Below are 26,794 nucleotides of genomic sequence, written 5' to 3' on the forward strand. Positions count from 1 at the left end.
CCTGTTCAACACCGAGCTGATCAAGCCCCAGCGGCCGTGGAAGACACTGTCCGACGTCGAACTCGCCACCGCCGAGTACGTCGCTGGTACAGCCACCGACGACTCCACGGTGAAATAGAACACATCCCACCCGCCGAATACGAGAACAACCACTACCTCACAACCACGAAACCCCAGGTCACAAGCAACAACTGAGATCTCTGCCGAACCCGGGGCGGTTCAGTGGACACCGGCCTGACCAGGTTGAAGACCTCTCGGGCGGCATATCGCTCGAGGCATCGAATGATCTCACGGCGAGTCTTGCCCTCCTGGGTGCGGCGTTCGTAGTACGCCTGGATGCGGGGATCAAAGCGCGGCCGGGTGAACACGATGCGGAGCAGGGCGGCGTTGGCCTGCCGGTCGCCGACATGCTTGCGCCGACGCGAGGTCCGCCGGCCCGAGGAGTACTCCATGGGGCTGCCTCCGCACAGGGCGGCGAAGGACGCCTCGGTGTTCAGCCGCTCGGGGTTGTCTCCCCTGTGATCAGGAGAGTCGGTGGCTGGCCCCTGTAGGGCCTGACCGATCCCATCGCCCGGTTCCGCATCGCCTGTGGCGCCGCAATGCGCCCGCTGCTGACCATCGCCTCGGACGAATGGCACTCCAGCAACCCGGCCCTCCGCACTGGGCCAGAAGGCCGTGCGGGGCGAGCGTACGCCCGCCCCGCACAGCCGGATGGTCGACGACAGGTCACGCTTGGTGCTCCGGTCCTCATACGCCCGCCGCCAGAGTCCGTGAACCTGAACCGTCAGTCTGCCGGCGCGCTCCAGAACACGTCGCCGCGCCTATCGTCGACCCATCGTGAGCGGCACCTACGGCATCGTCACGGCCGTGACGGCACCGGAGTCGAACTGGTTGATCGCTGACTGGGTTGCGTCGTGGGAGGTGGAGAAGATGCCCGCGTCCTGCTTCGCTGCGGCCGAGGCCAACGTCACGGGCTGACCGATCGGGACATAGTTGGCACCGTCGTAGGAGTACGAGGCGTTGAACGACGTGCCCGATCGGGTGAGCTTCACCCAGATGGGACGGTAGATGTCGACGCTGGCGCGGGCGTCGGTGTCCAGGTACCCGTCGCCGTTGGCGTCCCACTCGAACACGACGCCGTTGCGGGCGGTGACCGCGACGACGGCATACCCGGCCGACCCTCCCGCCTTGGTCATGTCGTTGCGGACCATGACCCCGGACTTGGCCCAGGCGTTGGCGTCGTTGACCGACACGACCCGGGTGGACACGCTCGAGTCGGCGTTGAACGAGCCGGCCTGGTAGATCGAACCGAACTGGTCGTCGTGTTGGCCGCCGGCGCCCCACACGTCGGCGCCGGCCGCCGCGATCCCGAATCCATCGCCGCTCTGGCCGAAGTACGAGTTGACGGCCGAACCTCCGGCGGTGGCGAGGCCGGCTGCGACCGGTGCATCAACCGCGCACCCGCTGAAGCCGAACTGGTTCGCGTTGAGCGACGTCCGGTACTGCGGCGCGACACCCGCCTGGCAGATCACGTCTCGTGCGCCCGCGGGCCAGTTGGCGCCGGTGACCTTCACGTTGTTGATCAGCTTGTTGTTGTGCGCCTCGGCGTTCGGCGTCGAGGCTCCACCCGAGTTGTACCAGTTGTTCTGGATGACGTTGTCGCTGGTGTTGTTGCGGAGGCTGTACGCGTTGGTGAAGAGGAAGGAACCACCCTGGACCACGTTGTTCTCATACGTCATCGAGCGCGAGCCCTCGTCGAGGTAGAGGCCGACTCCTGAGATGTTGAACAGGTAGTTCTTGGCGACCACGGTTCCCGGGCTGGCGGAGAGGTTGTAGACCGATCCGCCGTCGGCGAAGCGTGCCTTCGTGTTGTGCACGAGGTTGCCCTCGACGCGGTTGTCCTTGAGCGTAGTCGGCGTCGTGTAGAGCGTGTTCCACTTGTAGTAGCCGCGGTCGACGTAGTCGTTCGACCCCCCGGCGTCGTTGATGCCCCAACCGTAGCCGGTGTCGATGCCGTCATAGGGGACGTTGGAGACCTCGTTGTGCAGGATGCGGGCGTTGGTGACATAGGTGCTGAGGATGCCGCTGTTGTCCTTGTAGTCCACCGCCACGCGATTGATCGTGTTGTCGGCGATCAGGATGTTCTGGTTGGTCATCCTCGGGTCGCTGGGGTGGTGCGCGTCAGGCAGTACGCCGCCGACCGCGACGCCGTGCCCACTGTTCTCCATGAACCGGTTGCCGACCACGTCGATGTCGCTGGCGCCCAGCCCGACGCCGGTCGTCGTGGCGTTGGCGTCGTTTCCGACGCCCAGCGCCGACTGGCCGAGGTTGGTGAACGTGTTGCCGGTGAACGAGATGCGGCTGGCGGCGGAGACCTGCACGGCGGCGGGCTCCTGGTACCAGCTGGTGCGCGCACGTTCGAACATCTCGCAGCCGCGCGAGCAGCTGGTGAAGGCGTTGGCGGGTCGGTAGTCGTAGGCGCCCTTGATGAAGAGGCCGTTCTGCTGGTCCGCATACCCGTCGGTCGAGGGGCCGAGCCAGGAGGTTCCGGAGAACTGGATGCCCTTGAAGGCAAGACCGGTCACCGGCTCGTCGTACGTCCCGCCGATGCTGATCAGTGTCTCCAGGCGGGGCAGCTCGATGTCGAGCTGGTTAGGGTCGACCCCGTTCGCCGGCTTGTAGTAGAGCTTCCCGGCGCCCGGATCTATATACCACTGGCCGACCTGGGTGAGGAAGCTCAGTGAGTTGTCGAGGTACCAGCTCGGACCGGCCAGGAATGAGTTCTGGACGGTGTCCCAGCCCCACGTGTTGTTGTCCCACGCCGGCTGCGCCATCGTGATCTCGGTGGCACTGATGCTCTGAACCGGCGAGTAGCGGTTCGTGAAGTCGCCGAGGGACTCGAACTCGATCCGCGCCTGGTCGGGGAGCTTGGCGAGGTAGCTCAGGGCCGGGTTCTTGATGGTGAGACCAGTTGCGGTGGGAGTGACGTCCGCGTTGGCCAGGCGGATGGCGGCGCGAGGGGCGATCACGCCGTTCACGTAGAGCTGGCGGGTGTCGAGGCCGCTGGGGGTATCCGCCTCCCAGATGCCTGACCCTGCCTCGGACTTGGACCAGCCGGTGACCTTCGAGGCGCCTGTGATGACGGGGTGGGCGTCCGGGGCTGCGGTCCACTGGACGGTGTGGTCGCCGCCGTCATCGCCGGGTCCGAAACGGAGGGGCTCGGAGAGGCGGTAGGTGCCGTCGGCAAGCTGAACGATCACGTCACCCTGCTTGGCGGCCGGGCCGACAACATGCTGAGCCCGCTTGAGCGAGCACGGCTGCGACTGGCTGCAGTATCCGGAGTCCTTACCGTCCGGCGCTGCGAAGTACACCGTCCGAGGCGCGGCTTGCGCCTGGAGGGGAATGAGCCCTGATGCGATGACGGCACAGGCGCCGAGCGCCGCAAGGATGCCCGCCCTGCGCCTCCCTCGTCTGCTCACCGAGCGTGTCGAGTCTGACGTCGATGTCATGTTCGATCGCTTCCTGTGACTGGGGCATTGATGCCCGCCACAGGGTTAGCATACGTATGATGTTTGCCACAAGATTCGTACGATGTTTACTTGGGGCCCTGGAGCACTAGCTTGTGCGGGCGGGGTCCGGGACGAGTCCTGTGAAGTGCAGCTCCTCCCACAGTGCCTCCGGGATCACCGCCCGATACCGCGCGACATTGCTGCGCACATGCTCCTCAGTGCGCATCCCTGTCACCACCGAGGTGACCGCGGGATGGCGCAGCGGGTACTGGATGGCGGCGGCGGGAAGCTCCACGCCGTGTCGCTCACAGACGGCGGCGATGCAGGCGGCGCGTTCGACGACGGACCGCGGCGCTGCCCCGTAGTCGTAGTACGCCGAGCCGTCCACGGCCGTACTGCTCAACAGCCCGGAGTTGTAGACCGCCGCGGCGACGACGCCCACGCCGCGGGCGCCGGCGACGGGCAGCAGGTCGTCCAGTGCCGATTGATCGAGAAGAGTGAACCGCCCGGCGACCATCACCACATCGACGTCGGTCCGCCTCACGAACTCGGCCAGCATCGCCGCCTGGTTCATGCCGGCGCCGATGGCACCGACGACGCCCTGGTCCCGAAGCTCGGCCAGAGCAGCGATCCCGCTCGACGATGCCGCCCCCCAGTGGTCGTCCGGATCGTGCAGATAGGCGATATCGAGCCGGTCCGTCCCGAGTCGCCCCAGCGACTCCTCCACGGAACGAAGTATCCCGTCGCGGCTGAAGTCCCAGACCCGTCTCTTCGTCGCCGGCACGACGAATCCGTCGTCGTCGAGCCGGTGAGCCGTGTCCGGGCTGTCCACGAGCAGACGCCCGACCTTCGAGGAGATGACCACGCCTTGCCGAGTGGTCGCACGCAGCGCGTCTCCCAGGCGGCGTTCGGACAGCCCGAGGCCGTAATGCGGCGCGGTGTCGAGGTAGCGGATCCCTTCCTCGGCCGCAGCTCCGACGGCGCGACACGACTCGTCGTCGGTCGTCTCGGTGAACAGATTGCCGAACTGGGCTGCGCCCAGGCCCAATTCCGTGAGCTGGTGCCCGGTACGCAGGCCCCGGACGGGCAGCGTCTTTTCCGTGGATGCGTGGTCGCGTGGCGGTTGCTTGCTGGTCACGAGGTCGAGTTCTACCATGACAGCATACGTATTATGTTTCGTGCTAGGCTGCGCAACCCCCTGTGGGCCGGCGCGGCCTGCGACATGGCGAGGAGGAGCCGATCGGTATGTTGGCGGCAAGCTACGTGGGCGCCCGCAAGATGACGATCGAGGAGCAGGAACCGGCTGAGCCGCGTGCGGGGGAGGTCCGAATCGCCGTGGCCTACGTCGGAATCTGCGGCACGGACCTCCACGTGTTCCACGGGGACATGGAAGGTCGGGTCAGCAAGCCGGCGACGATCGGACACGAGATGTCAGGCACGATCGTCGCCCTCGGCGCCGGCGTGGAGGGCTGGTCGGTGGGTGATGCGGTGACCGTCATGCCGCTGGCCTGGGACGGCACCTGTCCGGCCTGCCGTGCGGGGAACGAGCACATCTGCCAGAACCTGGACTTCATAGGCATCGACAGCCCCGGAGCCCTTCAGGAGAACTGGAATGTACCGGCGTCGGCACTCGTGCGGCTGCCCTCGGAGATCTCGCTGCGAGACGCCGCGCTCGTGGAGCCCGTCGCGGTGGCCGTTCACGACGTACGACGTTCCGAACTCGCCGCAGGCGACAAGGCGGTCGTCATCGGTGCGGGCCCGATCGGCGTTCTGATCGCTATCGTCGCCGCCGCGTTCGGTGCCGAGGTCGTGATCGCCGAGATCGACCCGACCCGCCGGGCCGCCGCCGAGGAGATGGGGCTGACGACGCTGGACCCCTCGTCGGTCGATCAGGTCGCCTGGGTGGAGGAGTGGACGGACGGCGCCGGAGCGGACGTCGTGTTCGAAGTCTCCGGCTCGGCCGCCGCCGTGCTCGGCGCCACCAGCCTGGCGAAGGTCCGCGGCACGCTCGTGGTGGTGGCCATCCATGCGCAACCGCGGCCCATAGACCTGCACCGCGTGTTCTGGCGGGAGCTGAGGTTGCTCGGTGCACGGGTCTACCAACGCCGTGACTTCGAGCGCGCCATCGAGCTCTTGGCCGAGGGCGCCATCCCGGCCGAGAAGCTCATCACGGGCATCGTGCCCCTGAGAGAGGTCGAATCGGCCTTTGGCCTCCTTGAGACCGGGCAGGCGATGAAGCTGCTCGTCGAGGTGAGCGCGTCATGAACCCGTTCGACCTGACCGGGCGCCTCGCCGTCGTGACGGGGGCCAAGCGTGGAATCGGGTTCGCCGTCGCCGAGGCTCTGGCCGCCGCGGGCGCCGACATCGTCGGACTCTCCGCCACCCTCGATCCGGCCTCGTCGGCGATCGGCGACCGCGTGCGCGAGCTCGGCCGTGAGTTCTCGGGACACCGCGTCGACTTCGCGGACCGGCGGCAGGTGACCCGGTTCGCCGAGGAGCTCGCCGCAGGCGAGCGCCCAGTGGACATCCTGGTCAACAACGCCGGGACCATCCGCCGCGCTCCCGCAGCCGAGCACCCCCTGGAATGGTTCGACGAGGTGCTCGAAGTCGATCTCACGAGCACCTTCGTACTCAGCCAGATTCTCGGACGGCGGATGCTGGAGGCACAGCACGGGCGCATCGTCTTCACCGCCTCCCTGCTCTCGTTCCAGGGCGGTATCAATGTGCCGGGCTATGCGGCAGCCAAGTCCGGCGTGGCGGGACTGATCCGGGCGCTCTCGAACGAGTGGGCCGGACGCGGTGTGACCGTCAACGGCATCGCCCCGGGCTACATCGCGACCGACAACACCCAAGCGCTTCAGGACGACCCCGACCGGTCCCGCGCGATCCTCGAGCGGATCCCGGCAGGGCGGTGGGGAACAGCGGAGGACATCGCAGGCGCTACTGTGTTCTTGGCGTCGGACGCCGCGCGCTACGTCTCCGGGGCGATCCTGCCGGTCGACGGTGGCTGGCTCGGTCGATAAGGCTCTCCCCTTGCCGTAGCCCCCAGCCGACTCGGCATCGAGGCGGTCCCGGTAGGACGAGCCGGAGCCGACGCCCTCGGTCGGCGGGGCGTTCGCGACATGCGCGAGCAAGGTGTCGGCGCAAGGGTCATCGTCGGTCCCGACGCGCCGACCGGCCTGCTGTTCAAGGAGAGGCGCACCCCTCACACCACAAGAGTGCGGTTCCACCGGTGCGCCGGTGCGCCGGTGCGCCGGATCGGCGCGAGCAGGCGACGGCCTGGCCCCCACCCTCATCACCCGCCCCGACGGATCACCACCGCCATTGCTGCCTCAGCCGTTCGACATTCTCCCCAGCGGCAAGGCGGGCGTCGACATGGTCCCGCGCCCCGCGTTCGGGGTCACGGCGGCCGGCTCGCGCAGGGCGTCGGCGCTCAGTCGATGCAGGCGCTCGATGACCATCACCCTGTACGGGGACGCCCCGAGCGAGGTGAGTCGGGCGCCGAGCTCCGACGGGTGGGAGGGCGCGGGGAGACCGACGGCTGTGACCACGTCGGTGCACAGGGCGTGCAGCGCGTTCCAGGCTGTGGCCACGGCACCGGCAGGCGCGGCATCCGCTTCGTGGCGTGCCGCACGCAGTTGGGTGCCTCGGATGTGTGCGAGGTACCCGTTCTGGAACGGGGGTACTGCGCAGGACGGGGGGCGGATACCGGCCCCGGATACCCGTATCCGGCCCCGGGTGCGGGCCGGAGCCCAGAGGGGCGGTCCTCCTGGTTGCGGGCGATCGCCGGGTTCGCCGGAGCTTCCCTCGGTAGCGGGAGGAGGCGCCTGTGTGTCGGTGCCGAACGGTGGAGGCTGCGGGGTCGAGACGGGCTGCGGCACGGGAGTCTGCAGGGGAGCGGACATGGCGCTGCTGTCCGTCACGGTCTCGGACTGCCGGAGTACATCCCGTGCGGCGGCTGCGAATTCGATGGCTCCGACCGGTGTTTCCAGCCGGGACATCCGCTCGAGCGAGGCGGCGGGTCATGAGCCAGGTCATCGGCCGGCAGATCATCGCCTCGGCGCCGGTGGTGCGATGTTCGTAGTCGCTTGCCGGGCGGCGGCGTCCATCAGAACCGATGCGCCTGTCGACGAGATGGCGGATCGCTTCCGGCATCGCCCGGTGACAGGACGCATCCGGCTGCTCACCCCGGCCTTGCAGCCGGCCGGCGCCGCCGGCAGCGACCGGCCACGGCCACTCCGCGTCCGTCATGAGCAACTCAATCGCGCGTCGGCGGAGCCGAGTTGAGCGTCTCATGATCGCGGTCGGCTTCAGCAGTCCCGAGTTGCCGAGAGGCCCTTCCTTCATGCTCGCCTACGGCAATCACGAGGCCGCCGTTCGCTGCGTACCCCTCAAGACCGCACCGACAACAGCTGCTCAAAGTATATGTATCGAGCTCGTGACAAACATCATACGTATGCTCTACAGTCCTCGGCGCGGAGTCGTCAACGAAGTCGACAAGACAAAGGACATCTCATGGTCGGAACCCACACAGGGGTGCGTTCGCGCCGTAGGGCGTCGACCGCCGCCGTGATGTGCGCCGCGACGGCGCTCCTCACCCTCGCTGGTTGCGGCGGCGGAGGAAGCTCGGTGAACGGGGCGTATGGCTTTCCCGAGGCCAAGCAGGAGGCCTCCTCGACGATCACCGTCTGGGTGGACGCGGACCGACAAGCTGCCGCGAAGGCGTTCCAGAAGGCGAACCCGGACACCAAGATCAAGGTCGTCACCTATGACGGGTCGGCCAACGGGTCCAACTCCTTCCGGACGAAGATGCAGCTCTTCGACCGCGCCGGTAGTGGCTGGCCCGACGTCGTCTTCTCCAGCCAGAACAACGACGCGGCATGGGCCAGCCAGAAGAGCGGCGGCAAGCAGGCGTTCGCGGCCGTGTTGGACAAGGGTCTGGTCCCGAAGGACACGCTCAGCAACTTCACCGAAGGCTCGCTCAACCCCTGCACGGTGGACGGCCGCGTGTACTGCCTGCGCAACGACCTCGCCCAGGCGGTGCTCTGGTACGACAAGTCCCTGCTGGAGCAGTTCGGCTACGCCCTCCCGACCACGTGGGAGGAGTACGAGGCGCTCGGGGAGAAGGTCGCCAAGGAGCACCCGGGCTACATCATCGGGACGGCTGGGGATGCCTGGACGCCCGAGGTGTTCATGTGGGCGAGCAAGTGCCAGGCCAATGACGTGCCCGGTCCCAAGTCCCTCACCGTGAAGACCGACTCGACCGAGTGCAAGCGGGCGGCCTCGATGCTCGACACCCTCCGCCACAACGGGACCGTGCCGGTGGTCAGCGTGTTCACTCCCGAGTTCTTGAAGAAGTACTCAGGCAAGGTGCTGATGATGCCGGGTCCGGCCTGGTATGCCGGCGCGATCTTCAACAACCCTCAGTCGCTCAAGGTGCCGGCCGGACGGCTCGGCGTCGCCGCGCCGTTGCCGTGGAAGGGCGAGGGCGAGGCTGTGACGGGCAACGTGGGTGGCGGAACCTGGTTCATCTCCAGCCATTCGAAGAACCTGAAGGCTGCCGAGAAGTTCGTCCAGTTCGTCACCACGGCCGACGACTATCAGGTCGATGTCGCACCGGGCTACCCGGCGTACGCGCCCGCCGCACAGAAGTGGATCGCCAAGCAGGAGGCGAGCAAGTACTACGCCACCCCGCTGCAGCCGGTGGTGACCGCGGCGTCGCAGGTCTGGGACGGCTGGGGTTACCCCACGTTCAGCCAGGAAGCGATATGGGCGAAGACGATGACCCCGGGGATCACGGGCGGCAAGTCGATCGTGGACCTGCTGCCGACCTGGCAGAAGGCGATCGAGAACCAGGCCGAGGTCAACGGATACGTGGTGAAGTGAGATGACCCTCGCTCCTCCGAGTGACCAGCTGACCGCTGACGCCTCGGGGCGTCGGCGGTCACGCCGGGGTAGCGGCCGGCCGGCCGGCCGCGCCTTCGCTCGCAGCCCGATCGGCTATCTCTTCGTCTCGCCGTACGCGTTGCTCACCATCGCCTTCGGGATCATCCCTTCGCTCTACGCGGTATTCCTGGCCTTCACGAACGCCGATGGTGGATTCGCAGGCTTCGACAACTTCACCAAGGTCGTCGGCGACTTCCGGTTCTGGCCGGCCGTGTTCCACGTGACCACCTATCTCCTCATCTGGCTCCTCGCGCTGGTCGTCCTCGTCGTCGGCCTGGCGTTGGTGGTCCACGCCGTCAGTGTGCGCTGGGTGAGCTCGACCCTGCGCTTCGTCTACTACCTGCCCGGCGCGCTCGCGGGCGCGTCCAGCGTCCTGTTGTGGCTCTTCGTCCTCGACCCGACGGCGAGCCCGGTCAGCGGTCTGCTCCGCGCGATGGGGTTCGACAGCTTCGTGCAGGTGATCCAACCCGGCCACCTTCCGGCGATCTTCGCCATCATCGCGTTCTGGACCGGAGCCGGCGGGTGGATCATCATCATGTACGGCGCCCTCAACAACATCAGCACCGAAGTGATCGAGGCCGCCCGCATCGACGGTGCGAACGCCGTCCAGATCGCGTTTCGGATCCAGCTTCCGATGCTGCGCAAGTGGGTTGCTTACATGGGCGTCATGTCCCTCGCGGCCGGCACCCAGTTGTTCGTCGAGCCACAGCTGCTCAGCCAGGCCAGTAACGCAGTGGTGCCCAACGACTACTCGCTCAACCAGCTGGCCTACCAGTACGCGTTCCAGCAGAACGACTTCAACGGCGCGGCCGCGATCTCGCTGATCCTGCTGGTCGTCGCACTCCTGCTGTCCTGGGTGTTCGTGACCCGCGGTGGCCTCTTCGAGAAGGAATGACCATGAGAGCACTCTCCGCCGAACGCCGCCGGCCGAGCCTCAGCGGATGGAGCGGGCGGTCCATCGCCGGCGTCCTGCTCGTCGTCTTCGTCCTGTTCTTCGCCGTCCCGATCGTCTGGCTGCTCCTCGCGGTCACGAAGTCCTCGAAGGCGCTCGTGGTCGCCAACCCGTTCTCACTCGGGTCGCGGTCGGACTTCGTCGCCAACTGGCATCAGCTGTTCGACTTCCAGGACGGTGCGGTGACGACCTGGATCGGCAACTCCGCGCTGTATGCGATCGGCGCTCTGGTGATCACGCTCCTCGTGAGCATCCCCGCCGGCTACGCGCTCGCGCTCACGGAGTTCAGGCTTCGGCAGGCGCTGCTCGTGCTGACACTCGTCGTCATGCTGATCCCCGGCACCGCACTGGTACTGCCCATCTTCCTCGAGCTGAACAGCGTCGGTCTGATCGGGAGCCCGCTGTCGGTGATCCTGCCCATGTCGTTCTTCCCGTTCGGCGTCTATCTCACCTACATCTACTTCTCGACCAGCATCCCTCGTGACATCCTCGCCGCCGCGCGCATCGACGGCTGCAACGGGTTCCAGGTCTTCACCCGGGTCGCCCTTCCGCTGGCCGCCCCGATCGTCGCCCTGGTGGCGTTCTTCAGCTTCGTACAGAACTGGAACAACTTCTTCCTCCCGTTCGTGATGCTGCCCTCGAGCGACGGCTACCCGATCCAGGTCGGGCTCACCTCGCTTCTGGCGTCAACCCCGGCTTTCAATCCCAGCTCCGCAGGATCCGACTCCGTTCAGCTGCCCACCTTGGCGCTGGGGACGATCGTGTCGATCCTGCCCGTCCTGATCGTCTTCCTGTTCTCCCAGCGGTTCCTGGTCGCGGGCATGACAGCGGGAGGAACCAAGGAATGACCGCTCGCGCATACAAGGAGAACCACTGCCGATGAAGATCACTGGGTACCGCAGCCTGAGCACCGTTCACGACTGGGGCAGAATCACCGGGGACGTCAACGGTGTCCAGCCCAGCCACGCCACGCCGGTCCCCGTCCTCATCATCGAGACCGACACCGGAATCGAGGGAGTCGGCCTCGGGTCCCACGCCGACATCGCCCGTGTCTTCCCCGCGATCGAGGGCGATGACCCGCGGTCGGTCGTGGCGCTCTACGACCGAATGCTCGACTGGGTGTTCAAGGCCGGTCACTCAGGATCCACCTTCGGCACCATCGGGGCCGTCGACATGGCCCTCTGGGACATCAAGGCCAAGGCCGCCGACGAGCCGCTCTGGCGGACCCTCGGGGCCCGCGAGCGCTTCGTCCCCGGCTATGCGTCCGGTCTCGAGTACGGCCTGACCGAGGACGAACTCGCCGACCTCTACGGCCGGTTCGCGGACCGCGGGTTCAAGGCCGGCAAACTCAAGGGCGGCCGCGACCTCGACCGCGACCTGCCCCGGCTGGAGATCATGCGCGACGTCCTCAGCCGCAACTCCCGTCGGCCGGCGCTCATGTTCGACGCCAACGAGTCGTGGAACCACGCCCAGGCGGCCCGGTATGTCGCGGCCATCGAGCAGCGCATGGACCTCACCTGGGTGGAGGAACCGCTGCGCCGGTGGGATGCGGCCGGCATGGCCGCGCTGCGCGGGAAGGTGCGCGCGGCCATCGCGAGCGGCGAGAACCTCACCGGGCTGGAGCAGTACCGCCCCCTGCTGGACGCCGGCGCGGTCGACATCGTGCAGGTCGGCAACGTGTGGGGGATCACCCACTTCCTCCGCGTCGCGACGCTCGCACACGCCCACGATCTGCCGGTGAGTCCCGTCGCGTACAACGCGAACCCGGTGGCGCACGCCGCCGCCGCCGTGCCGAACCATCTGGCCTTCGAAGTCCAGGATCTTCTCTTTCCCGTCGGTCTCGACGTCGACCAGCAGTTCGACGACGGAGGCATCGTCCTGGGTGATCGGCCGGGCATCGGGATCGTGGTCGACGAGTCCCAGATGTCACCGGCCGGCGCTGCGACGCCCCGGCCCGCGGCGACCGGACCGCACATCCGGCCCGAACGCGCTGCCCTGCGGCTGGTTGCCGAGCCGGACGTGATGGATCACCCGTCGCACCACGGAGGCCGACCCTCGTGACCCGTCGACCTGAGCGCAGGGCCTTCGTCGTTGGTGTGCGGCCCGAGATGCGCGAGGAGTACCTGGCGCTGCACCGTGCCGTGTGGCCGAGCGTCGAGCGAAAGCTCACCGAATGCAACGTGCGCAACTACAGCATCTTCATCTTCGGCGACATCCTGTTCGCCTACTACGAGTACGTCGGCGAGGACCACGAGGCGGACATGCGAAGGATCGCCGAGGACCCGGCTTCGCAGGAATGGTGGACGCACACCGACCCATGCCAGGTGAGGATCGCCGAGGAGCGTGATCCCGGGGCGCTGTGGCAGCCTGTCGAGGAAGTGTGGCATCTCGCATGACTGCCGGCATCGACGCCCATGTGCACCTGTGGGATCGAGCCGTGGACCCGCAGGACTGGATCGACGCGGAGACCATGACGCCGATCGACCGCGACTTCGGCGCCTCCGATCTGAGCGAGATGTTGGCCTCGACCGGACTCGACGGTGCCGTGGTCGTGCAGTCGAGCAACAGCCTAGACGAGAGCATCCGGCTCGCCGAGCTGGACTCATCAGCCATCGCCGGCCTCGTCGCGTGGGTCGACCTCGCGGCGGAGGTCGGACCTCAGCTCGACCGGATCCGCAAGAACGCCGCTGTCCCCGTCGTCGGGGTGCGGCATCTGGCCCACATCGACCCGGACCCGGAGTGGATGATGCGCGAGGAGGTCAGCGCGGGCCTCGCCGTGCTCGAGCGTGAGGGCCTCTGCTTCGACCTCGTCGTGCGTGAGTGGCAACTCCCGCAGGCGACGCGTCTGGCCGCGCGCCACAGCAGCCTCCGCTTCGTGCTCGATCACCTGGGCGGTCCGCCCGGGCCCGGGCAGGACAGGACAACATGGACGGCGCGGCTGCGGGAGCTCGCGCGGCAGCCGAACGTCGTCGCGAAGGTCTCGGGACTCACGTCGGGCCTCGCCCCCGGATCATGGCGCGCGGACGATCTCGCCGTCCCGGTGATGATCGCTCTGGGATACTTCGGCGCCGACCGTCTGCTCTACGGCTCCGATTGGCCGCTGGCCGAACTGGGCGGCGGAGCGGCGCCCTGGAAGTCCGCTCTGGAGACGCTGCTGGAGGGGCTTTCCCCCTCGGAACGCGCGCGGGTGTTCGGCGGCAACGCCGCCGACGTCTACTCGCTGTCCTGATCGAGCGCCCGGCCGCGCGCCCTCGGCGCGTGGTCGGGCAGCCGGCGGCGCTCCCACGAGACGTGGATGTGATCGTGCATCGCCTTCTGGGCGGCGGCGACGTCCTTCCTGGAGATGGCATCCAGGATCGCCGCGTGTTCCTGCAGCGTCAGCTCGACCGCGTCAGGGGGGTTGATGCCCTGGTAGCGGCTGGACTCCACGGCCCGCTTGTACAAGTGCTTGGCGATGTTCTCCGCCAGCCGGTTGCCGGAGATCTCCATGAGCGCGTAGTGGAACACCACATCCGCCTGCCGGAAGGAGTCCGTCTCGGACTCGCTTTCACGCATCGCGGTCAACGCGTTCTCCAGTCTCCTCAACTCATCTGCGCTGCGAGAACCGGCAACCGCGCCCGCCATCGCCGACTCGAGGCTCGCCCGCACGATCGTCAGCTCGTCAAGGACACCGAGCGTCTCATCGTTGTCGATCAACGCGGACAGCACCACCGGATCGAGCATGTTCCAGTACCCCGGCGCCCGCACCTGGGTGCCGCGACCCTGGGAAACGATCACCAGGCCCTTCTCCTCGAGCCGCTTCACCGATTCACGCAGCACCGTGCGACTCACGCCGAAGTGTTCGCTCAGCGGACCCTCCGGGGGCAGCAACTCGCCTTCCTTCAACTGGCCCGTCACGATGAGGTCGACGAGCTCGGAAACGACTGCAACACCCAAGCGGCTGGCGGGCAGGCGTCGCGGGAACAGACCGGTTGCGGGCTGCGACTCGGTTGGCATACGTATGACCTTATCGCTCAATCAATCTGCGGTCGAAGGGTTCCTGGTCCACGACACGTCGTCGACGTTCAACGTCCGGGTCGCAGAGGCGTTCACGAGTACAACCTCGAAGTCGCCGGCAGCGGCATGCCGAGTCAGGGCCTGGACCACGGCGGCCGCCGAAGTCACCGGCGGGCTACCCTCGCACGTGGGTCGCAGTCGGTGCAGGCCGGACTGCCAGCCAGGTGCGGGCCCTGATCCACGGGTCAGGACCCCGGCGTTTACCCGGATCGTCTCGGCCTGGGGTGATTGATGTCGGCGGTGGGGCATCGCGGTCCTCGGTACCCAGGACAACATGGTCACCCAGCTCGACGAGCCCGACCAGACGTCGACCGCCGCAAATTCCCTGGTCGCCCGGCTGCCCCGCCTGTCGGTGATCACCGGCCTGTTCGCCCTCACCTGGCTGATCGTCGTGGTCCTGATGATCGTCCGACCCGGCTCGACGACAGACGCATAACGACTCAGCCACCGCGGTGAACCCCGCGCCCTGCCAGTGACTGTTGACGTGGTCGTGCTGTTCAACAGTGTGCGGTGCGCTCCAGGACAAACGGAGCTGATCCAGAAGGGGACGTGGCCTTCCACGTGGGAGAGCCCCGAATTCGGACAGTGGACAGGACCAAAACCCAGTCCATGACTTCGCTTCACCCACCACCCATCGCCTGACGGAGGGCTGGTCACGGCCTGTGCCAGAGCGAGCGATGCAGGGAAGTCCACCGCCCCACCATGTGCCCGGAGCCACGTGGGCGCGCGGCACGCGGCCGCTCCGTTTCCGCATAGGAATCCAGCAGGAAAACGCGGAACGCCCCGGACAGCCGCCCGCGCTCCTCCGCCGTCGCCTACGACAAGCCGAACGCCGGCAGACGCAAGCAGGAACTCGAAGACGCTGGGCGCAGCGACATACAGATCGTCGAGACCAGGCCGGGTCAGCTGCCCGAGCCGGCAGCATGATTCCCACCCAGAGGCGATGATCTCAACACTTGGCCCGGCCCGATCTGGGCTCAGGCCCTCTCGGTCCACCCCTTGAGCGTGTCGGCCAGGGCTCGTACGTCCACGTCCCCGGCCGTCACCTGCTCGGCCAAGTCGGCGGCCTCCTTGGCGGTGAACCGCGTCGGCCGGCCGCCGGCGTGCAGATAGCCCGCCGCGACCGTGACGCCGAACAGGGCGTTGCTGTGCTCCAGCGCCGGGACGCGGCACAGCGAGTGGAACAGCGCGGCGGCGCGGTGGTGGGGCTGGTCGTAGACGAGGTCATCCATCACACGGAAGCAGTGCCGGGCGCGGGCGGCCTCCAGGGCTCCCCAGTCCGTCACGTCCGGGTCGCCCAGCTGGGTGCGGGCCAGCTCCAGCAACCATGCAAGATCAATAGTCAGGTCCACTGCGAGCAGTCCGCCCTCACGCGGCGGTCGCGCTGGGCCCGGGCTGCGGACCGAACCGGCGGGCGAACTCCTCGCGCATGCCCGGAACGGCCAGGAACTCGGCGCAGCCTTCCAGGAACCTGGCCTTGTTCAGGCCGTCGGCCAGTACACGTCCGGCATACACCCCCGGGTCCTCGTGCCGCTGGTGCGCCTCACGCTCCAGCTGCTCGTACTGCTCGTCATCGATCTCGATGCGGATTTCCCTGGCCATGTCCCCACGGTAGCCGGACCGGGTCCCCGACGGGGAGGGATAGACGCAGCGGGCCGTCACGAGGAAGGGTTGGCCGACGGCGCCGCCGCAGGCCGCCCTCGGATACCGACCCTGTCTTCACCACAGCAGCCGGCTTCCGCATCGCCGTCATCGGCGAGCCGCAGCCACGCAGCGCAACACCGTCGAGCCATGCACCAAGCGCTTGAAGCAGTGGTGCGGCATCGCAACCCGCGATGAGAAGACCGCGACCATCGACCCGGCCGGACTCCACGGGCGGGCATCTTCCTGTGGTCTGTCCGGTGATCCGAACGAAGCCGCTCAGTAGCTGTCGTAGCTGGGCTTACCGTTCGGCCGGTAGACGCCGACGATGGTGCCGCCCTTCGTCGTCGAGACGCTGACCGGCTCCAGCGCAGTGGGGATCGCTCCGTCGGCGAACAGCCGCTTGCCGGTGCCGATGATCACCGGGTGGATGGTCAGCCGGTACTCGTCGACGAGGCCGTGCCGCATGAGGGTCTGGGCGAGGTCGCCGCTCCCCACGACGTTGATGTTGCCGCCGTCGGTCGTCTTCAGCTTGCGTACGGCGTCGACGACGTCGCCCTCCAGCAGCGTGGAGTTCTGCCACTCGACGGACGTCAGGGTCCGCGACGCCACGTACTTGTGCATGCTGTTCATCCGTTCGGTGAACGGGTTGGCCGGATCGGCGGTCGGCCAGTACGAGGCGAAGATGTCGTACGTCTTGCGGCCGAGCAGCATCGCGTCGGAGGACTCGTACCAGCCGGCGATGGCCGTGCCGACCTCGTCGTCGTCCACCGGTTTCTGCCAGCCGCCGTGCTCGAAGCCGCTCTCGGCGTCCTCGTCCGGACCGCCCGGCGCCTGCATGACGCCGTCCAGTGTCAGGAACGTGCAAATGATGATCTTGCGCATGGTGCGCTCCCTTCGTCGACGGGTAGACCGCACAACCGCCGGAAACTCATCGGCGGAACTTCCGCGGCGCAGCACCAGGGCCGTCGTCTGGATCAGGCCGGCTGTGAAGAGCGGTATGCGGCATCTGGCCGGCCCGAGGGGGTCTGGTCCGCAGATGTGCGCACCGGACCCGGCGCCGCCGGGATGATCCACCCGACAGACCCTAGGTGACCTGCACCGACACCGGTCGATGTCCCGCTCCGGGGTGGCGGCCGGCTGCGCACTGCCATCGGCCGGTAGGACAGACCCGCCATGGCGAGGCGGCCGGCGGCCACCCGCACGGCCAGGTGGCGGGAGTGTGCAGCAGGTGGCCGGCGGCGTGCCTGACGGGTTCCTGGAGGATCAGGACGGCCGGGTCATTGTGCCGAGGCGGACGACGACCATGGCGATGTCGTCGCGGGCGCCGCTGGCGAGGTTCAGGCGGGCCAGGAGGGCGTCGGCGAGATGTTCCGCGCCGAACTCGGTGCAGGTGGGAAGGGCGGCGGTCAGGCGGGTCAGGCCGAGGTCGATGTCCTCCCCGCGGCGTTCGATCAGGCCGTCGGTGTAGAGGATGAGGGTGTCGCCAGGGGCGTAGGTCGCGGTGGCCTGGGGGCGGGGGACGTGTTCGGAGCGGGCACCCAGCGGTGGGTCGGTGGCCTGGTCGAGCAGCTCGCAGGAGCCATCCGGGTGCAGCAGGACGGGCGGGGGATGACCGGCGCTGCTGTAGATGAGCAGGTGGCTGTGGCAGTCGATCAGGACCTGGACGACGGTGGCGGCCAGTGCCCCCTCGACCGAGCGCGCGTAGAGCCCCAGCACCTCCAGGGCCTGCGCAGGGCCGTGGACGGTACGGGTGGCGGCACTCAACGCGCTGCGGAGCATGCCCATGACGGTTGCGGCCCCCAGTCCATGGCCGACCACGTCACCGACCGCGACCGCGAAGCGGCCCGAGAACAGGTCGACCACGTCGTACCAGTCGCCACCCACGTTCAGTGAGCCGGCCGCCGGCAGGTACCGCACGGCGACGTCCGGATGCTGGGCCAGGTCCGGAGAGTGGAGCATGGCTTCCTGCAGGGCGACGGCGACGCGCCGCTCGCGGGCATGAGCCTGCCGCAGCTCCTCGTTCAACCGTTGCAGCTGCCGCGCCCGGGCGTACAGCTCGGCTTCCATGGCCGCTTCCCTGCCGGGACTGATCGACGGCAGGTGCGTCGTGCGGCGGCCCAGGACGACCTGGGTCATGTCCTCCGACCGGTGGATGATCCAGGCGACCCTTCCGTCAGGGCCGAGGACGGGCACGTTGATCGCGGACCACCACCGCTCCTTGAACACCTCGGGATTGCCGGCGACCGGGATGTCGTACTTCTGCAACGGCATCTGATCGGTCTGGCCGCAGGACAGGACCCGGTGCAGTGAGGCTTTCAGCGTCGCCACCCCGCCGGCCTCCGGGTCGGCGGGGTTCTCCGGGAAGGTGTCGAAGAGGTACTGCCCGACCAGCTCGGCCCGGCTCCGTCCGGTCACCTCGCAGAAAGCCGGGTTGGCATCAGCGATCACCAGGTCCGTGCCGAGCACCAGGCACGGGCTTGGAAAGGCGGTGAACACCGCCATGTAATCGATCTCCGGTGCCGTCACACGCATTCCCTGCGGATTACTCACTCCTCCTTCAATTTACGAAATACCCGGCTCCCGCGCCCGCCGAGCCCGCTCACGGACAGCGGGCGGCGGCTGCGTACGCTCATCGGACGCGCCCCATGACCGGGACCCACCTCGTTGCCTGGTGCCCCGGCCCGGCTGGTCGCCGGCACCGCCGGGTCCGGCGTGAAGAGAGCCGCGCGGCCGGCGACGGGCGACGGCATCTGACGGCGGCGTGTGATCACCCCTTAGCATGGGCAGCGTCGATTCGACGTCCTGCCGGGCCCATCAGCACGCGGCCGGGGCCCGCAAGAAGCAGCCACGTGTCCCGAAAAAGGACGGTCAAGAACTCCCGGACCGTGGCCACGACGCGCGACAAGAGGGTCTACGTCTTCCACGGCACCATCATCGTCGCGTCGATCCGGCGCCGGCTCCGCACATGATTCGCCGGGCGCACCCAGGGGCGGTCTTTCACTTCGAGTGGGCCGGCGGTGTGGGCCGTCAGCTTGTAGGTGTCTGGGCCGGGGGTGGGCGACGTCACAGGCAGGTGTGCGGGGTCTGGCCGATGCGGTGTGCTGCTTCGGCGTGGCCGAACAGTCCTGGCAGGCCGCCGGTGTGCAGCGGGACCGTACGCTCTCCGGACCGGATGGTCCCGTCGCGCACCGCGGCCATGGCCGCTCGGGCTGCGTGGAAGAATCGCCGGTCGGTCGTCCTTCACGTCCCGCACGCTCCGGCCGTCCGGCACGGTCCTGTTGGGGCCCGGCAGGAGCGGGTACTGCGTCATGCGAGCCCGTGAAGGTGACTGAGCCTACGCGAGTTCCTTCCGCATCAACGTGCAGATCGTTTCGTAGCGGCGCAACGATCCATCAGCGGCTTGCTCGTCCCACGAGTCCGGCCGGCGGTCGTACGCGACATAACCCAGTCGTTCGTAGAGTGCGCGTGCCCGGGGGTTGCTTTCCTCCACAGCCAGCTCGGCCCGCCGCAGACCGCGGTTCCTGATCCGCAGTTCTGCGGCTTCGACAAGGAACGTGCCGATCCCGCACGACTGCAGTGCGGGGTGGACTGCCAGCTGCCACAAGGTGCCGGCACCGTCCTTGACCTGGTAGTCGATGCCGCCCTTCGCCACCGGGATGTTGGTTGCGGGGCAGACCGCCAGGTAGTCGACCTCACCGATCCGAGCACGTTCCAACTGCCTGGCGACGCCCGCCAAGTGGTGGTCGGACCCTGCCCACCCGCATGACGCCAGGTCCGCATGCACCAAGTCACGGGCTGACAGCTTCAACACAACGTCGGTCATCCTCAGTACCTCCGGCGAGCCGGCTTCCACTCCGATCGCACCAGGCGCAATGCTGTTTCCGCGGCCCGCACTCCTGGCTCACCGGTCACCGCGAACGGCCGCCGAGCAGCGGCGGCATCAGGCGAGTTCGCCGGTGCTGCGGTTGCGGCGGACGAGCACATGGGGGGTGGCCGGGTCCCGCGTCGGCGATGTCGGCCGGCGCCCGGTCGTAGAAGCGGTGCCGTGCGGGTCGTGTGCCGGGCCTGTTCGGCCGCCGCGCCGGACCGGCGAGCCGGGAATGACCGGTGCGGATTCGGAACCGCGATGTCGGCCGGGGTGGGCACCGGCCATGTCAGTAGGTGCCGCCTTCCGATTCCAAGGACTCATCCTGCGCCTCGCCTGCGCCGGGCCGGTCGCTCCCGACGCAGGCGTGGCCGCGCTCAGCGATTCAGCAGCCGGAATCGGCGATGACGAAGTAGCCCGGGGAGGTCTCCTTCAGCGTATGGATGACGGCGAGGTTGTACAGACCCATGTTCTGGTCGGAACCGTTGGCGTACGTGTAGCCGCCGCTCTGGTGGGCGCGTCCGGCCTTGACCTGGTTGTAGTTGTTGTCGGTGTAGCACTTGGGCGTGGCGCCTGTCGTCGTCGCCGTGACCGACGCGGACGGCGCGCCGACGGCTCCCGAGGAATCGACCGCGGCGACGGTGTAGGTGTAGGAGGTGCCGGCGGACAGGCCGGAGTCGGTGTACGACGTTCCCGTCGCGGAGCCCACCTTCGTGCCGCCGCGGTAGACGTTGTACGAGGCGGCGCCGCTGACGGGGTTCCACGACAGCGAGGCGCCGGTGTCCGTCGTGCCGGTCACCGTGAGGCCGGACGGGGCGGGCAGCGAACCGGTGCCGCCCTGGCCGCCGCTGCCGTCCAGGCCCCAGAACTTCGCGGTGTGGTAGCTGGAACAGATGTAGTTGAGGTAGTAGGTCCCGGTGCTGCCGCACTGGTCGGCGCCCGAACCGGGGTTCACGGCGAGGCCGTGCGCCATGCCGGAGACCGAGAACAGAGCGACGGCGGGCTTGCCGGTGCTGTCGTCGTAGATGCTCTCGGTGGTGCCGCCGGTCAGGTTCTGGGTGCTGGAGGCCGTCTGGCCGATGCCCCAGACGTCGGTCCACTGGTCACGCAGTTCGGTGCCGTTGACCGGGGCGACGGTGGTGTCGGAGGACCCCTGCCAGATGGCGACCCGCGGCCACGGGCCCGGGTAGCCCGGGTAGGAGTTGCGGACCTTGTCGCCCCACTGCTTCGGGGTGAGGTTCTGGTTGCTGTACTGGCAGCCGGAGGCGGCGGTCTGCGTGGTGGCGCACTGTGCGGGGAGGCCGGAGTCGACGGCGCCGCCGGCGAACACGTCGGGGTAGTCGGCGAGCAGGTCCGCGGTCATGCCGCCGCCGGCGGACAGGCCGGTGACGTAGATGCGGCCGCGGTCCGATCCGTACTGCGCCACGGCGTGGTCGACCATCTGCATGATCGAGGCCGCTTCGCCCTTGCCCCGGGTGTCCTTGGTCGAGTCGAACCAGCTGAAGCAGGACAGGCTGTTGTTGGCCGAGCTGGTCTGCGGGTAGACCACGGCGAAGCCCCACTGGTCGGCGAACTTCTGCCAGCCGGAGTGCGTGTGGTAGTCGCTCGCCGACTGGGTGCAGCCGTGCAGGGCCACGACCAGCGGTGCGTCGGCGGGCAGGTTGGACGGAGCGTACTCGTACATCGCCAGGTTGCCGGGGTTCGAGCCGAAGCTGGTGACCTGCTGGAGGGTGCCGGCGGCCGCCGCGCTCGTCGCGAGGGGGGTGACGGCGGTCAGGCCCGCGGCGAAGGCGCCCAGCGTGGCGGCCAGTGCGGTGCGCCGGAAGAATCTGCGCCAGGTGGAGTGAAGCATGGGTGCGGCTCCGATGGGTGGTGGGGAGTGGGGCAGGGAGCGCGGGCGCGGCGCGCCACCCCGGCGGTCCCACCCCGCCCGGTGCCGCCCCGCGTCCGTCCCTTTGGCCGGCCGACGCGGCACTCGGCCGCTCCGGCCCGCCGTCGTGCCGGCTTGCTGGAAGCGGACCGTACGGCCGGCCGGCCCAGGCGCGACATGTGAGGAACAGCCAGTGCTGCGATGTCCGGCGTGGTCCGTACACCCATGGTGTCGGCGGTGACGCTGTGACATGCGGCGGGCCGCTGAGCTCGGCGTACCCGCGCTTATCGGGTGTTCCAGGCGGGCAGAGGCCGGCAGGGCACCCTGCCGGCCTCCGGCACATGGTGGTGGCACCCACCTCGCGCTTGGAAAATATGTCGACGACCCACGTGTCTCAGCTCATGGTTCCTACCTACCGTGTTCGGCCATGGACAGCACCAAGAGCTCCGACGAGGGCTCACCCCAGCATCTCAGGCCCGGTGACACCGCTGCGCCCGATCTGGCCTCGACCCGATTCCTCACCGGCCGCAAGGTTCTCGTCACCGGCGCGGCCAGCGGGATCGGCCGAGCCTGCGCCGAGGGCTTCGCCGCGGCCGGTGCCGAGGTCTACGTGGTGGACCGCGCAGCGGAAGCCGCCAAGGAGGTGGCCGAGGCGATCGGCGGCATCGCCGTCGTGGCCGACCTCTCCGAGGCCGACGCCGTGGACGCGCTCCCGGACGACGCCGACATCGTGGTCAACAACGCGGGTCTGCAGCACGTCGCACCCGTACACGAGTTCCCCCCGGACCGGTTCGCGCTGATCCAGCGGGTCATGGTGGAGGCACCGTTCCGCATCCTGCGCCGCACGCTGCCCCACATGTACGCGCAGGCCTGGGGCAGGGTCGTGAACGTCTCGTCGGTGCACGGTCTTCGGGCCAGCGCGTACAAATCGGCGTACGTCGCGGCGAAGCACGCGCTGGAGGGCCTGAGCAAGGTGGTCGCCCTGGAGGGCGCCGCGCACGGCGTGACCAGCAACTGCATCAACCCCGGCTATGTCCGCACGCCGCTCGTCGAGGAGCAGATCGTCAACCAGGCACTCGCCCACGGCATCCCGACGGCGGACGTGATGGAGCAGGTGTTCCTGGAGCGCACCGCGATCAAGCGCCTGATCGAGCCGGCCGAGGTCGCCGAGGCGGCCCTGTGGCTGTGCACCGAACGCAGCGGCTACATCACCGGCAGCTCGATCCCTCTCGACGGCGGCTGGACGGCTCACTGACGAGCCGCCAGATCTTCACTCCGCGGCCGTCGCTGACGGCTCCGACCGTCGACCGCTCCGGCCGCTGAGGCCGGCCGGGACGGCGCCCCCGCACCGCGGCCCCCGGTGCACCGCACCACCAAGCTCCTCGGACCCGCTCCTCCCCCAACGTCGACCGGGCCCGACGGTTCCGCTCCCCTCTCACTCCGAAAACGGTGACAACCATGCCCAGCGCTCACAACGCCGTGAACGACGCAGGCTCCTCCGGAAGACCAGGCGATCTGCGCAAGATCGTCGCGGCCAGCCTGATCGGCACGACCATCGAGTGGTACGACTACTTCCTGTACGGTTCGGCCGCCGCCCTGGTCTTCGGCCGTGTCTTCTTCCCCGAGTCGGACCCGCTGACCGGCACCCTGCTGTCCTTCCTCACCTACGCCATCGGCTTCGCCGCCCGCCCGATCGGCGCCGTGGTCTTCGGGCACTTCGGCGACCGCCTCGGACGCAAGAAGCTCCTGGTGATCAGCCTGCTGATGATGGGGCTGTCCACCGCCCTGATCGGCTGCGTCCCCGGCTATGACACGATCGGTGTCGCCGCTCCCCTGCTGCTGACCACCCTGCGCCTGATCCAGGGCTTCGCCCTAGGCGGGGAGTGGGGCGGCGCCGTGCTGCTGGTCTCCGAGCACGGTGACGCGAACAGGCGCGGATTCTGGGCCTCCTGGCCGCAGAGCGGCGCACCGGCCGGCAACCTCGTCGCCGTCGGGGTGCTCTCCCTGATGACCACCGTGCTCAGCGACGACGCGTTCGACTCCTGGGGCTGGCGTGTGCCCTTCCTGCTCTCCGCCGTACTGGTCATGATCGGTCTGTGGATCCGGTTGTCCGTCGACGAGTCCCCGCTGTTCAAGGAAGCACTCGCGAAGGCAGAGCGGCGCAAGGCGGAGCAGCGGACCGAAGAGCTGCCGTTCGTCGCGGTCGTACGCAACCACTGGCGCGACATCCTGGTCGCGATGGGCGCCCGGATGGCCGAGAACATCTCGTACTACGTGATCACCGCCTTCGTCCTCACCTACTGCGTCGAGCATCTCAAGCTCGACAAGCAGACGTCGCTGAACGCGGTGCTGATCGGCTCGGCCGTTCAGTTCTGTCTGATTCCGCTGTTCGGCGCGCTCTCCGACCGGGTCGGGCGGAAGCCGGTGTACCTGGTGGGGGCGGTCGGCGTGGGCCTGTGGTCGTGGGCCTTCTTCGCCCTGCTGGACACCAAGTCGTTCCCCGCGCTGGTTCTGGCCGTCACGGTCGGACTGATCTTCCACAGCGCCATGTACGCGCCCCAGGCGGCGTTCTTCTCCGAGTTGTTCGCCACCCGCATGCGATACACCGGCGCCTCCATCGGGGCACAGCTCTCCTCGGTGGCGGCCGGCGCCCCGGCCCCGCTGATCGCCACCGCGCTGCTGGGCTCCTACGGCAACTCCACCCCGATCTCGGTGTACGTCGGTCTGGCCGCCCTGGTCACCGTGATCGCCGTCGTCGCCTCCCGCGAGACACGCGGCAGGGACCTGGCCGCCATCGAGCCGGACGGCTCCGCGGCACGGCCCGCCTCGGACCAGCAGCCGGCCGCGTCCGCCTGACGGCCCGGCGCCGCTCCCCGGCCGAGGAGGGTCAGGGTCTCCCCGGCCGGGGAGGATCCCGCCCCTCCTCGGCCGTTCGTCGGTCCCACCGCCCCACCGACTTCACAATGGTTGCCCGCCCATGTCGCACAAGCACACCTCCGTCGCCCGTCACCTGCGCCGGCTGCTCGAACTCCTCGCCGCGGGCGCACCCGCCGAAGAGCTCGGCGCCGTCGCCGTCGAGGCCCGGCGCAGCGGCGCCGCCGCCCAGGACCTCGCAGAGGTCGAGCAGGCCACCGAAGCGGCGCTGCGCGTCCAGGCCACACTCCGGCAGCACCGGCGCCGGGAGGCGGAGCTGACCGCGCTCTTCGACACCGCGGGCGACCTGGCGGCCTTGCACGACCTGGACGCCGTGCTGCGCTCCATCGTCCGGCGGGCCAGGATGCTCCTGGGCACCGACACGGCCTACCTGACGCTGCCCGACGAGGAGGCCGGGGACACCTACATGCGGGTCACGGACGGCTCGGTGTCGGAGCTGTTCCAGAACCTGCGCCTGCAGCTGGGCGAAGGCCTCGGCGGTCTGGTCGCGCAGACCGCGCGTCCCTACGCCTCCCCGGACTACCGCACCGACGACCGCTTCCTGCACACCGGCAGCATCGACGCCGGGGTCCTCGACGAGGGCCTGGTCGCGATCCTCGGCGTGCCGCTGCTGCTGGGGTCGGGAAGCGGCGGCCAGGTCATCGGGGCGCTGTTCGCCGCCGACCGCACGCCACGCACCTTCGCCCCGGACGAGGTCGCCCTGCTGTGCTCGCTGGCCGACCACGCCGCCATCGCCATCGACACCGCGAAGGCCATGGCCGACGCCCGGGCGGCGCTGGCCGACCTGGCCGAGGCGAACGCCGTCATCCGGGAGCACTCCGCCGCCATGCAGCGTGCCGAGGAATCGCATGACCGGCTCACCGATCTCGTCCTGCGCGGCGGCGACGTCTCGGATGTGGCCGCCGCCGTGGCGGGCCTGTTGAAGGGAGACGTCGCGGTCCACGACGGCTCCGGCCGCCCGCTCACCGCGGTCGGTGAGCACGGCGGCCGGACCCCCAAGGGCGCAGAGGACACGGGAGGCGCGCGGGAGGCGGCGGCGCTGGTCGAGGCGGCGAAGAGCTCACGCGCGGCCGCCCACGCGGTGTTCCGTGACGGGCGCTGGGTCTGCGCCGTGCTGGCCGGGCAGGAACTGCTGGGCTGTCTGGTCCTGTACGGGCGCCCGGATCTCGACGGCCCCGACCGGCGCCTGTTCGAGCGGAGCGGCGTCGTGACCTCTCTGCTGCTGCTGTTGAGGCGTTCGGTCGCGGAGACCGAGAACCGCGTCCGCGGCGACCTGATCACCGATCTGCTCACCGCGCCCGACCGCGACCCGGCCGGCCTGGTGGCCCGCGGCCGCCACCTCGGCATCGACCTCGCCCGGCCGCACATCCTGCTCGTCGCCCGGACCGGCGACGCGGCCCGGGAGCGGCTCGCCGACGCCGGCGTGCAATACCTGTTCAGGTGCGGCGGCGTCAGCGCGGAACACGACGGCGCCGTGGTGCTGCTGCTCCCGTGCGACGGCACCGGGCCGGGCGAGGCGGCCCGCGTCGCCGCCGGGCAGCTCGGCCAGCTGATCGGCGTGCCGGTCACGGTGGCCGGCGCCGGGCCGGCTGCCGGGCCGCGGGCCATCGCCGACGCGCACGCCGAGGGCCTGCGCTGCCTGCGGGCCCTGAACGTGCTCGGCCGTGACGGGCACGGGGCGAGCGTCGCCGAACTCGGCTTCCTCGGCGTGCTGTTGGGCGACGGCCACGATGTGGACGGCTTCGTCACCGCCACCCTGGGACCGCTGCTGGAGTACGACGCCCAGCGCGGCACCCAGCTGGTCCGCACCCTGCGCGCCTACTTCGGTTGCGGCGGGAGCCTGACCCGGGCGAAGGAGGAGCTGCACGTGCACGTGAACACGGTCGTGCAACGGCTGGACCGCATCCAGGCACTGCTCGGCCCCGACTGGAACTCCCCCGAACAGACGCTGGAACTCCAGCTCGCCCTGCGTCTGCACCTGCTGTCGGGCGCGTGACGCCCGGACGGACGGGCAGGAG

Annotated in this window: 25 protein-coding genes; 14 read left to right on the top strand and 11 right to left on the bottom strand. The window is 68.9% G+C overall.

Going from position 1 to position 26,794, the window contains the following annotated elements; translation table 11 throughout:
* Positions 1-152: 152 nt before the first annotated feature.
* Positions 153-452 (bottom strand): hypothetical protein, encoded by a 300-nt coding sequence (locus R2S09_RS35800; protein ID WP_306184945.1) that lies wholly within the window; start codon positions 450-452, stop codon positions 153-155.
* Positions 453-848: 396 nt separating this feature from the next.
* The gene (locus R2S09_RS35805; RefSeq protein WP_306184947.1) at positions 849-3,260 is read right to left on the bottom strand and encodes a right-handed parallel beta-helix repeat-containing protein; all 2,412 of its coding nucleotides are present in this window, start codon (positions 3,258-3,260) and stop codon (positions 849-851) included.
* A 43-nt stretch (positions 3,261-3,303) separates the two neighbouring features.
* On the opposite strand from R2S09_RS35805, the gene R2S09_RS35810 reads away from it, so the two are divergent.
* Complete coding sequence (locus R2S09_RS35810) at positions 3,304-3,528, top strand: hypothetical protein (RefSeq protein WP_306184948.1); 225 nt, start codon at positions 3,304-3,306, stop codon at positions 3,526-3,528.
* Positions 3,529-3,615: 87 nt separating this feature from the next.
* On the opposite strand, the gene R2S09_RS35815 is transcribed toward R2S09_RS35810, so the two are convergent.
* Positions 3,616-4,599 carry an aldo/keto reductase gene (locus R2S09_RS35815; protein ID WP_372337644.1) on the bottom strand — a complete coding sequence of 328 codons (984 nt, stop codon included), beginning with the start codon at positions 4,597-4,599 and terminating at the stop codon, positions 3,616-3,618.
* Between the two features lie 155 nt (positions 4,600-4,754).
* Here R2S09_RS35815 and R2S09_RS35820 point away from each other — a divergent pair, with 155 nt between their 5' ends.
* Entirely contained in the window at positions 4,755-5,774 is a 1,020-nt protein-coding gene (locus R2S09_RS35820; protein WP_372337645.1) for a zinc-binding dehydrogenase, read from the top strand.
* Entirely contained in the window at positions 5,771-6,532 is a 762-nt protein-coding gene (locus tag R2S09_RS35825) for an SDR family oxidoreductase (protein ID WP_306184949.1), read from the top strand. Before R2S09_RS35820 ends, R2S09_RS35825 begins: the two co-directional genes overlap by 4 nt.
* 309 nt (positions 6,533-6,841) lie before the next feature.
* Here the strand turns inward: R2S09_RS35825 and R2S09_RS35830 are convergent, their stop codons facing one another.
* Positions 6,842-7,102 (bottom strand): hypothetical protein, encoded by a 261-nt coding sequence (locus tag R2S09_RS35830; RefSeq protein ID WP_316745433.1) that lies wholly within the window; start codon positions 7,100-7,102, stop codon positions 6,842-6,844.
* 310 nt (positions 7,103-7,412) lie between these two features.
* On the opposite strand from R2S09_RS35830, the gene R2S09_RS35835 reads away from it, so the two are divergent.
* From R2S09_RS35835 to R2S09_RS35865, 7 genes are all read left to right on the top strand, one after another.
* On the top strand, positions 7,413-7,796 hold the full coding sequence (locus R2S09_RS35835; RefSeq protein WP_316745434.1) for a hypothetical protein: 384 nt from the start codon (positions 7,413-7,415) through the stop codon (positions 7,794-7,796).
* Positions 7,797-8,138: 342 nt separating this feature from the next.
* Positions 8,139-9,395 carry an ABC transporter substrate-binding protein gene (locus tag R2S09_RS35840; RefSeq protein WP_306184951.1) on the top strand — a complete coding sequence of 419 codons (1,257 nt, stop codon included), beginning with the start codon at positions 8,139-8,141 and terminating at the stop codon, positions 9,393-9,395.
* 1 nt (position 9,396) lies between these two features.
* Positions 9,397-10,350 carry a carbohydrate ABC transporter permease gene (locus tag R2S09_RS35845; RefSeq protein WP_306184953.1) on the top strand — a complete coding sequence of 318 codons (954 nt, stop codon included), beginning with the start codon at positions 9,397-9,399 and terminating at the stop codon, positions 10,348-10,350.
* 2 nt (positions 10,351-10,352) lie between these two features.
* A complete protein-coding gene (locus R2S09_RS35850) occupies positions 10,353-11,255 on the top strand; it encodes a carbohydrate ABC transporter permease (protein ID WP_316745435.1) in 903 nt (300 codons plus the stop codon).
* Positions 11,256-11,286: 31 nt separating this feature from the next.
* Positions 11,287-12,468 (top strand): mandelate racemase/muconate lactonizing enzyme family protein, encoded by a 1,182-nt coding sequence (locus R2S09_RS35855; protein ID WP_306184956.1) that lies wholly within the window; start codon positions 11,287-11,289, stop codon positions 12,466-12,468.
* Positions 12,465-12,803: an L-rhamnose mutarotase gene (locus R2S09_RS35860; RefSeq protein ID WP_306184958.1), complete on the top strand. Its 339-nt coding sequence runs from the start codon at positions 12,465-12,467 to the stop codon at positions 12,801-12,803. The genes R2S09_RS35855 and R2S09_RS35860 overlap by 4 nt, the downstream gene beginning before the upstream one ends.
* Entirely contained in the window at positions 12,800-13,636 is an 837-nt protein-coding gene (locus R2S09_RS35865) for an amidohydrolase (RefSeq protein WP_306184960.1), read from the top strand. Before R2S09_RS35860 ends, R2S09_RS35865 begins: the two co-directional genes overlap by 4 nt.
* Here the strand turns inward: R2S09_RS35865 and R2S09_RS35870 are convergent.
* Positions 13,621-14,403 (bottom strand): FadR/GntR family transcriptional regulator, encoded by a 783-nt coding sequence (locus R2S09_RS35870; protein ID WP_306184962.1) that lies wholly within the window; start codon positions 14,401-14,403, stop codon positions 13,621-13,623. The two genes, R2S09_RS35865 and R2S09_RS35870, sit on opposite strands and share 16 nt — an antisense overlap.
* 334 nt (positions 14,404-14,737) lie before the next feature.
* On the opposite strand from R2S09_RS35870, the gene R2S09_RS35875 reads away from it, so the two are divergent.
* Complete coding sequence (locus R2S09_RS35875; protein WP_316745444.1) at positions 14,738-14,899, top strand: hypothetical protein; 162 nt, start codon at positions 14,738-14,740, stop codon at positions 14,897-14,899.
* Between the two features lie 541 nt (positions 14,900-15,440).
* On the opposite strand, the gene R2S09_RS35880 is transcribed toward R2S09_RS35875, so the two are convergent.
* The 6 genes from R2S09_RS35880 to R2S09_RS35910 form a co-directional block, all read right to left on the bottom strand.
* On the bottom strand, positions 15,441-15,815 hold the full coding sequence (locus tag R2S09_RS35880; protein WP_306184965.1) for a fic family toxin-antitoxin system, toxin component: 375 nt from the start codon (positions 15,813-15,815) through the stop codon (positions 15,441-15,443).
* A 16-nt stretch (positions 15,816-15,831) separates the two neighbouring features.
* Positions 15,832-16,065, bottom strand: coding sequence for a hypothetical protein (locus tag R2S09_RS35885; protein ID WP_306184966.1), 234 nt, complete (start codon positions 16,063-16,065; stop codon positions 15,832-15,834).
* A 318-nt stretch (positions 16,066-16,383) separates the two neighbouring features.
* Positions 16,384-16,989 carry a dihydrofolate reductase family protein gene (locus R2S09_RS35890; protein ID WP_306184968.1) on the bottom strand — a complete coding sequence of 202 codons (606 nt, stop codon included), beginning with the start codon at positions 16,987-16,989 and terminating at the stop codon, positions 16,384-16,386.
* A 381-nt stretch (positions 16,990-17,370) separates the two neighbouring features.
* On the bottom strand, positions 17,371-18,639 hold the full coding sequence (locus tag R2S09_RS35895) for a SpoIIE family protein phosphatase (protein WP_306185314.1): 1,269 nt from the start codon (positions 18,637-18,639) through the stop codon (positions 17,371-17,373).
* A gap of 802 nt (positions 18,640-19,441) precedes the next feature.
* Entirely contained in the window at positions 19,442-19,930 is a 489-nt protein-coding gene (locus R2S09_RS35905; protein ID WP_316745436.1) for an N-acetyltransferase, read from the bottom strand.
* Between the two features lie 427 nt (positions 19,931-20,357).
* Positions 20,358-21,824 (bottom strand): PHB depolymerase family esterase, encoded by a 1,467-nt coding sequence (locus R2S09_RS35910; protein WP_306184971.1) that lies wholly within the window; start codon positions 21,822-21,824, stop codon positions 20,358-20,360.
* 445 nt (positions 21,825-22,269) lie between these two features.
* Between R2S09_RS35910 and R2S09_RS35915 the strand changes: the two genes are divergently transcribed.
* The 3 genes from R2S09_RS35915 to R2S09_RS35925 all read left to right on the top strand — a co-directional run bounded on the left by R2S09_RS35915 (position 22,270) and on the right by R2S09_RS35925 (position 26,772).
* Positions 22,270-23,097: a 3-hydroxybutyrate dehydrogenase gene (locus R2S09_RS35915; RefSeq protein WP_306184973.1), complete on the top strand. Its 828-nt coding sequence runs from the start codon at positions 22,270-22,272 to the stop codon at positions 23,095-23,097.
* Positions 23,098-23,300: 203 nt separating this feature from the next.
* Complete coding sequence (locus R2S09_RS35920) at positions 23,301-24,698, top strand: MFS transporter (RefSeq protein ID WP_306184975.1); 1,398 nt, start codon at positions 23,301-23,303, stop codon at positions 24,696-24,698.
* A gap of 121 nt (positions 24,699-24,819) precedes the next feature.
* Positions 24,820-26,772 carry a helix-turn-helix domain-containing protein gene (locus R2S09_RS35925; protein WP_316745437.1) on the top strand — a complete coding sequence of 651 codons (1,953 nt, stop codon included), beginning with the start codon at positions 24,820-24,822 and terminating at the stop codon, positions 26,770-26,772.
* The last annotated feature ends 22 nt before the right edge of the window (positions 26,773-26,794 follow it).

The sequence above is a fragment of the Streptomyces sp. MK7 genome (genome assembly GCF_032658145.1).
Taxonomy (GTDB): Bacteria; Actinomycetota; Actinomycetes; order Streptomycetales; family Streptomycetaceae; genus Streptomyces; species Streptomyces spiralis.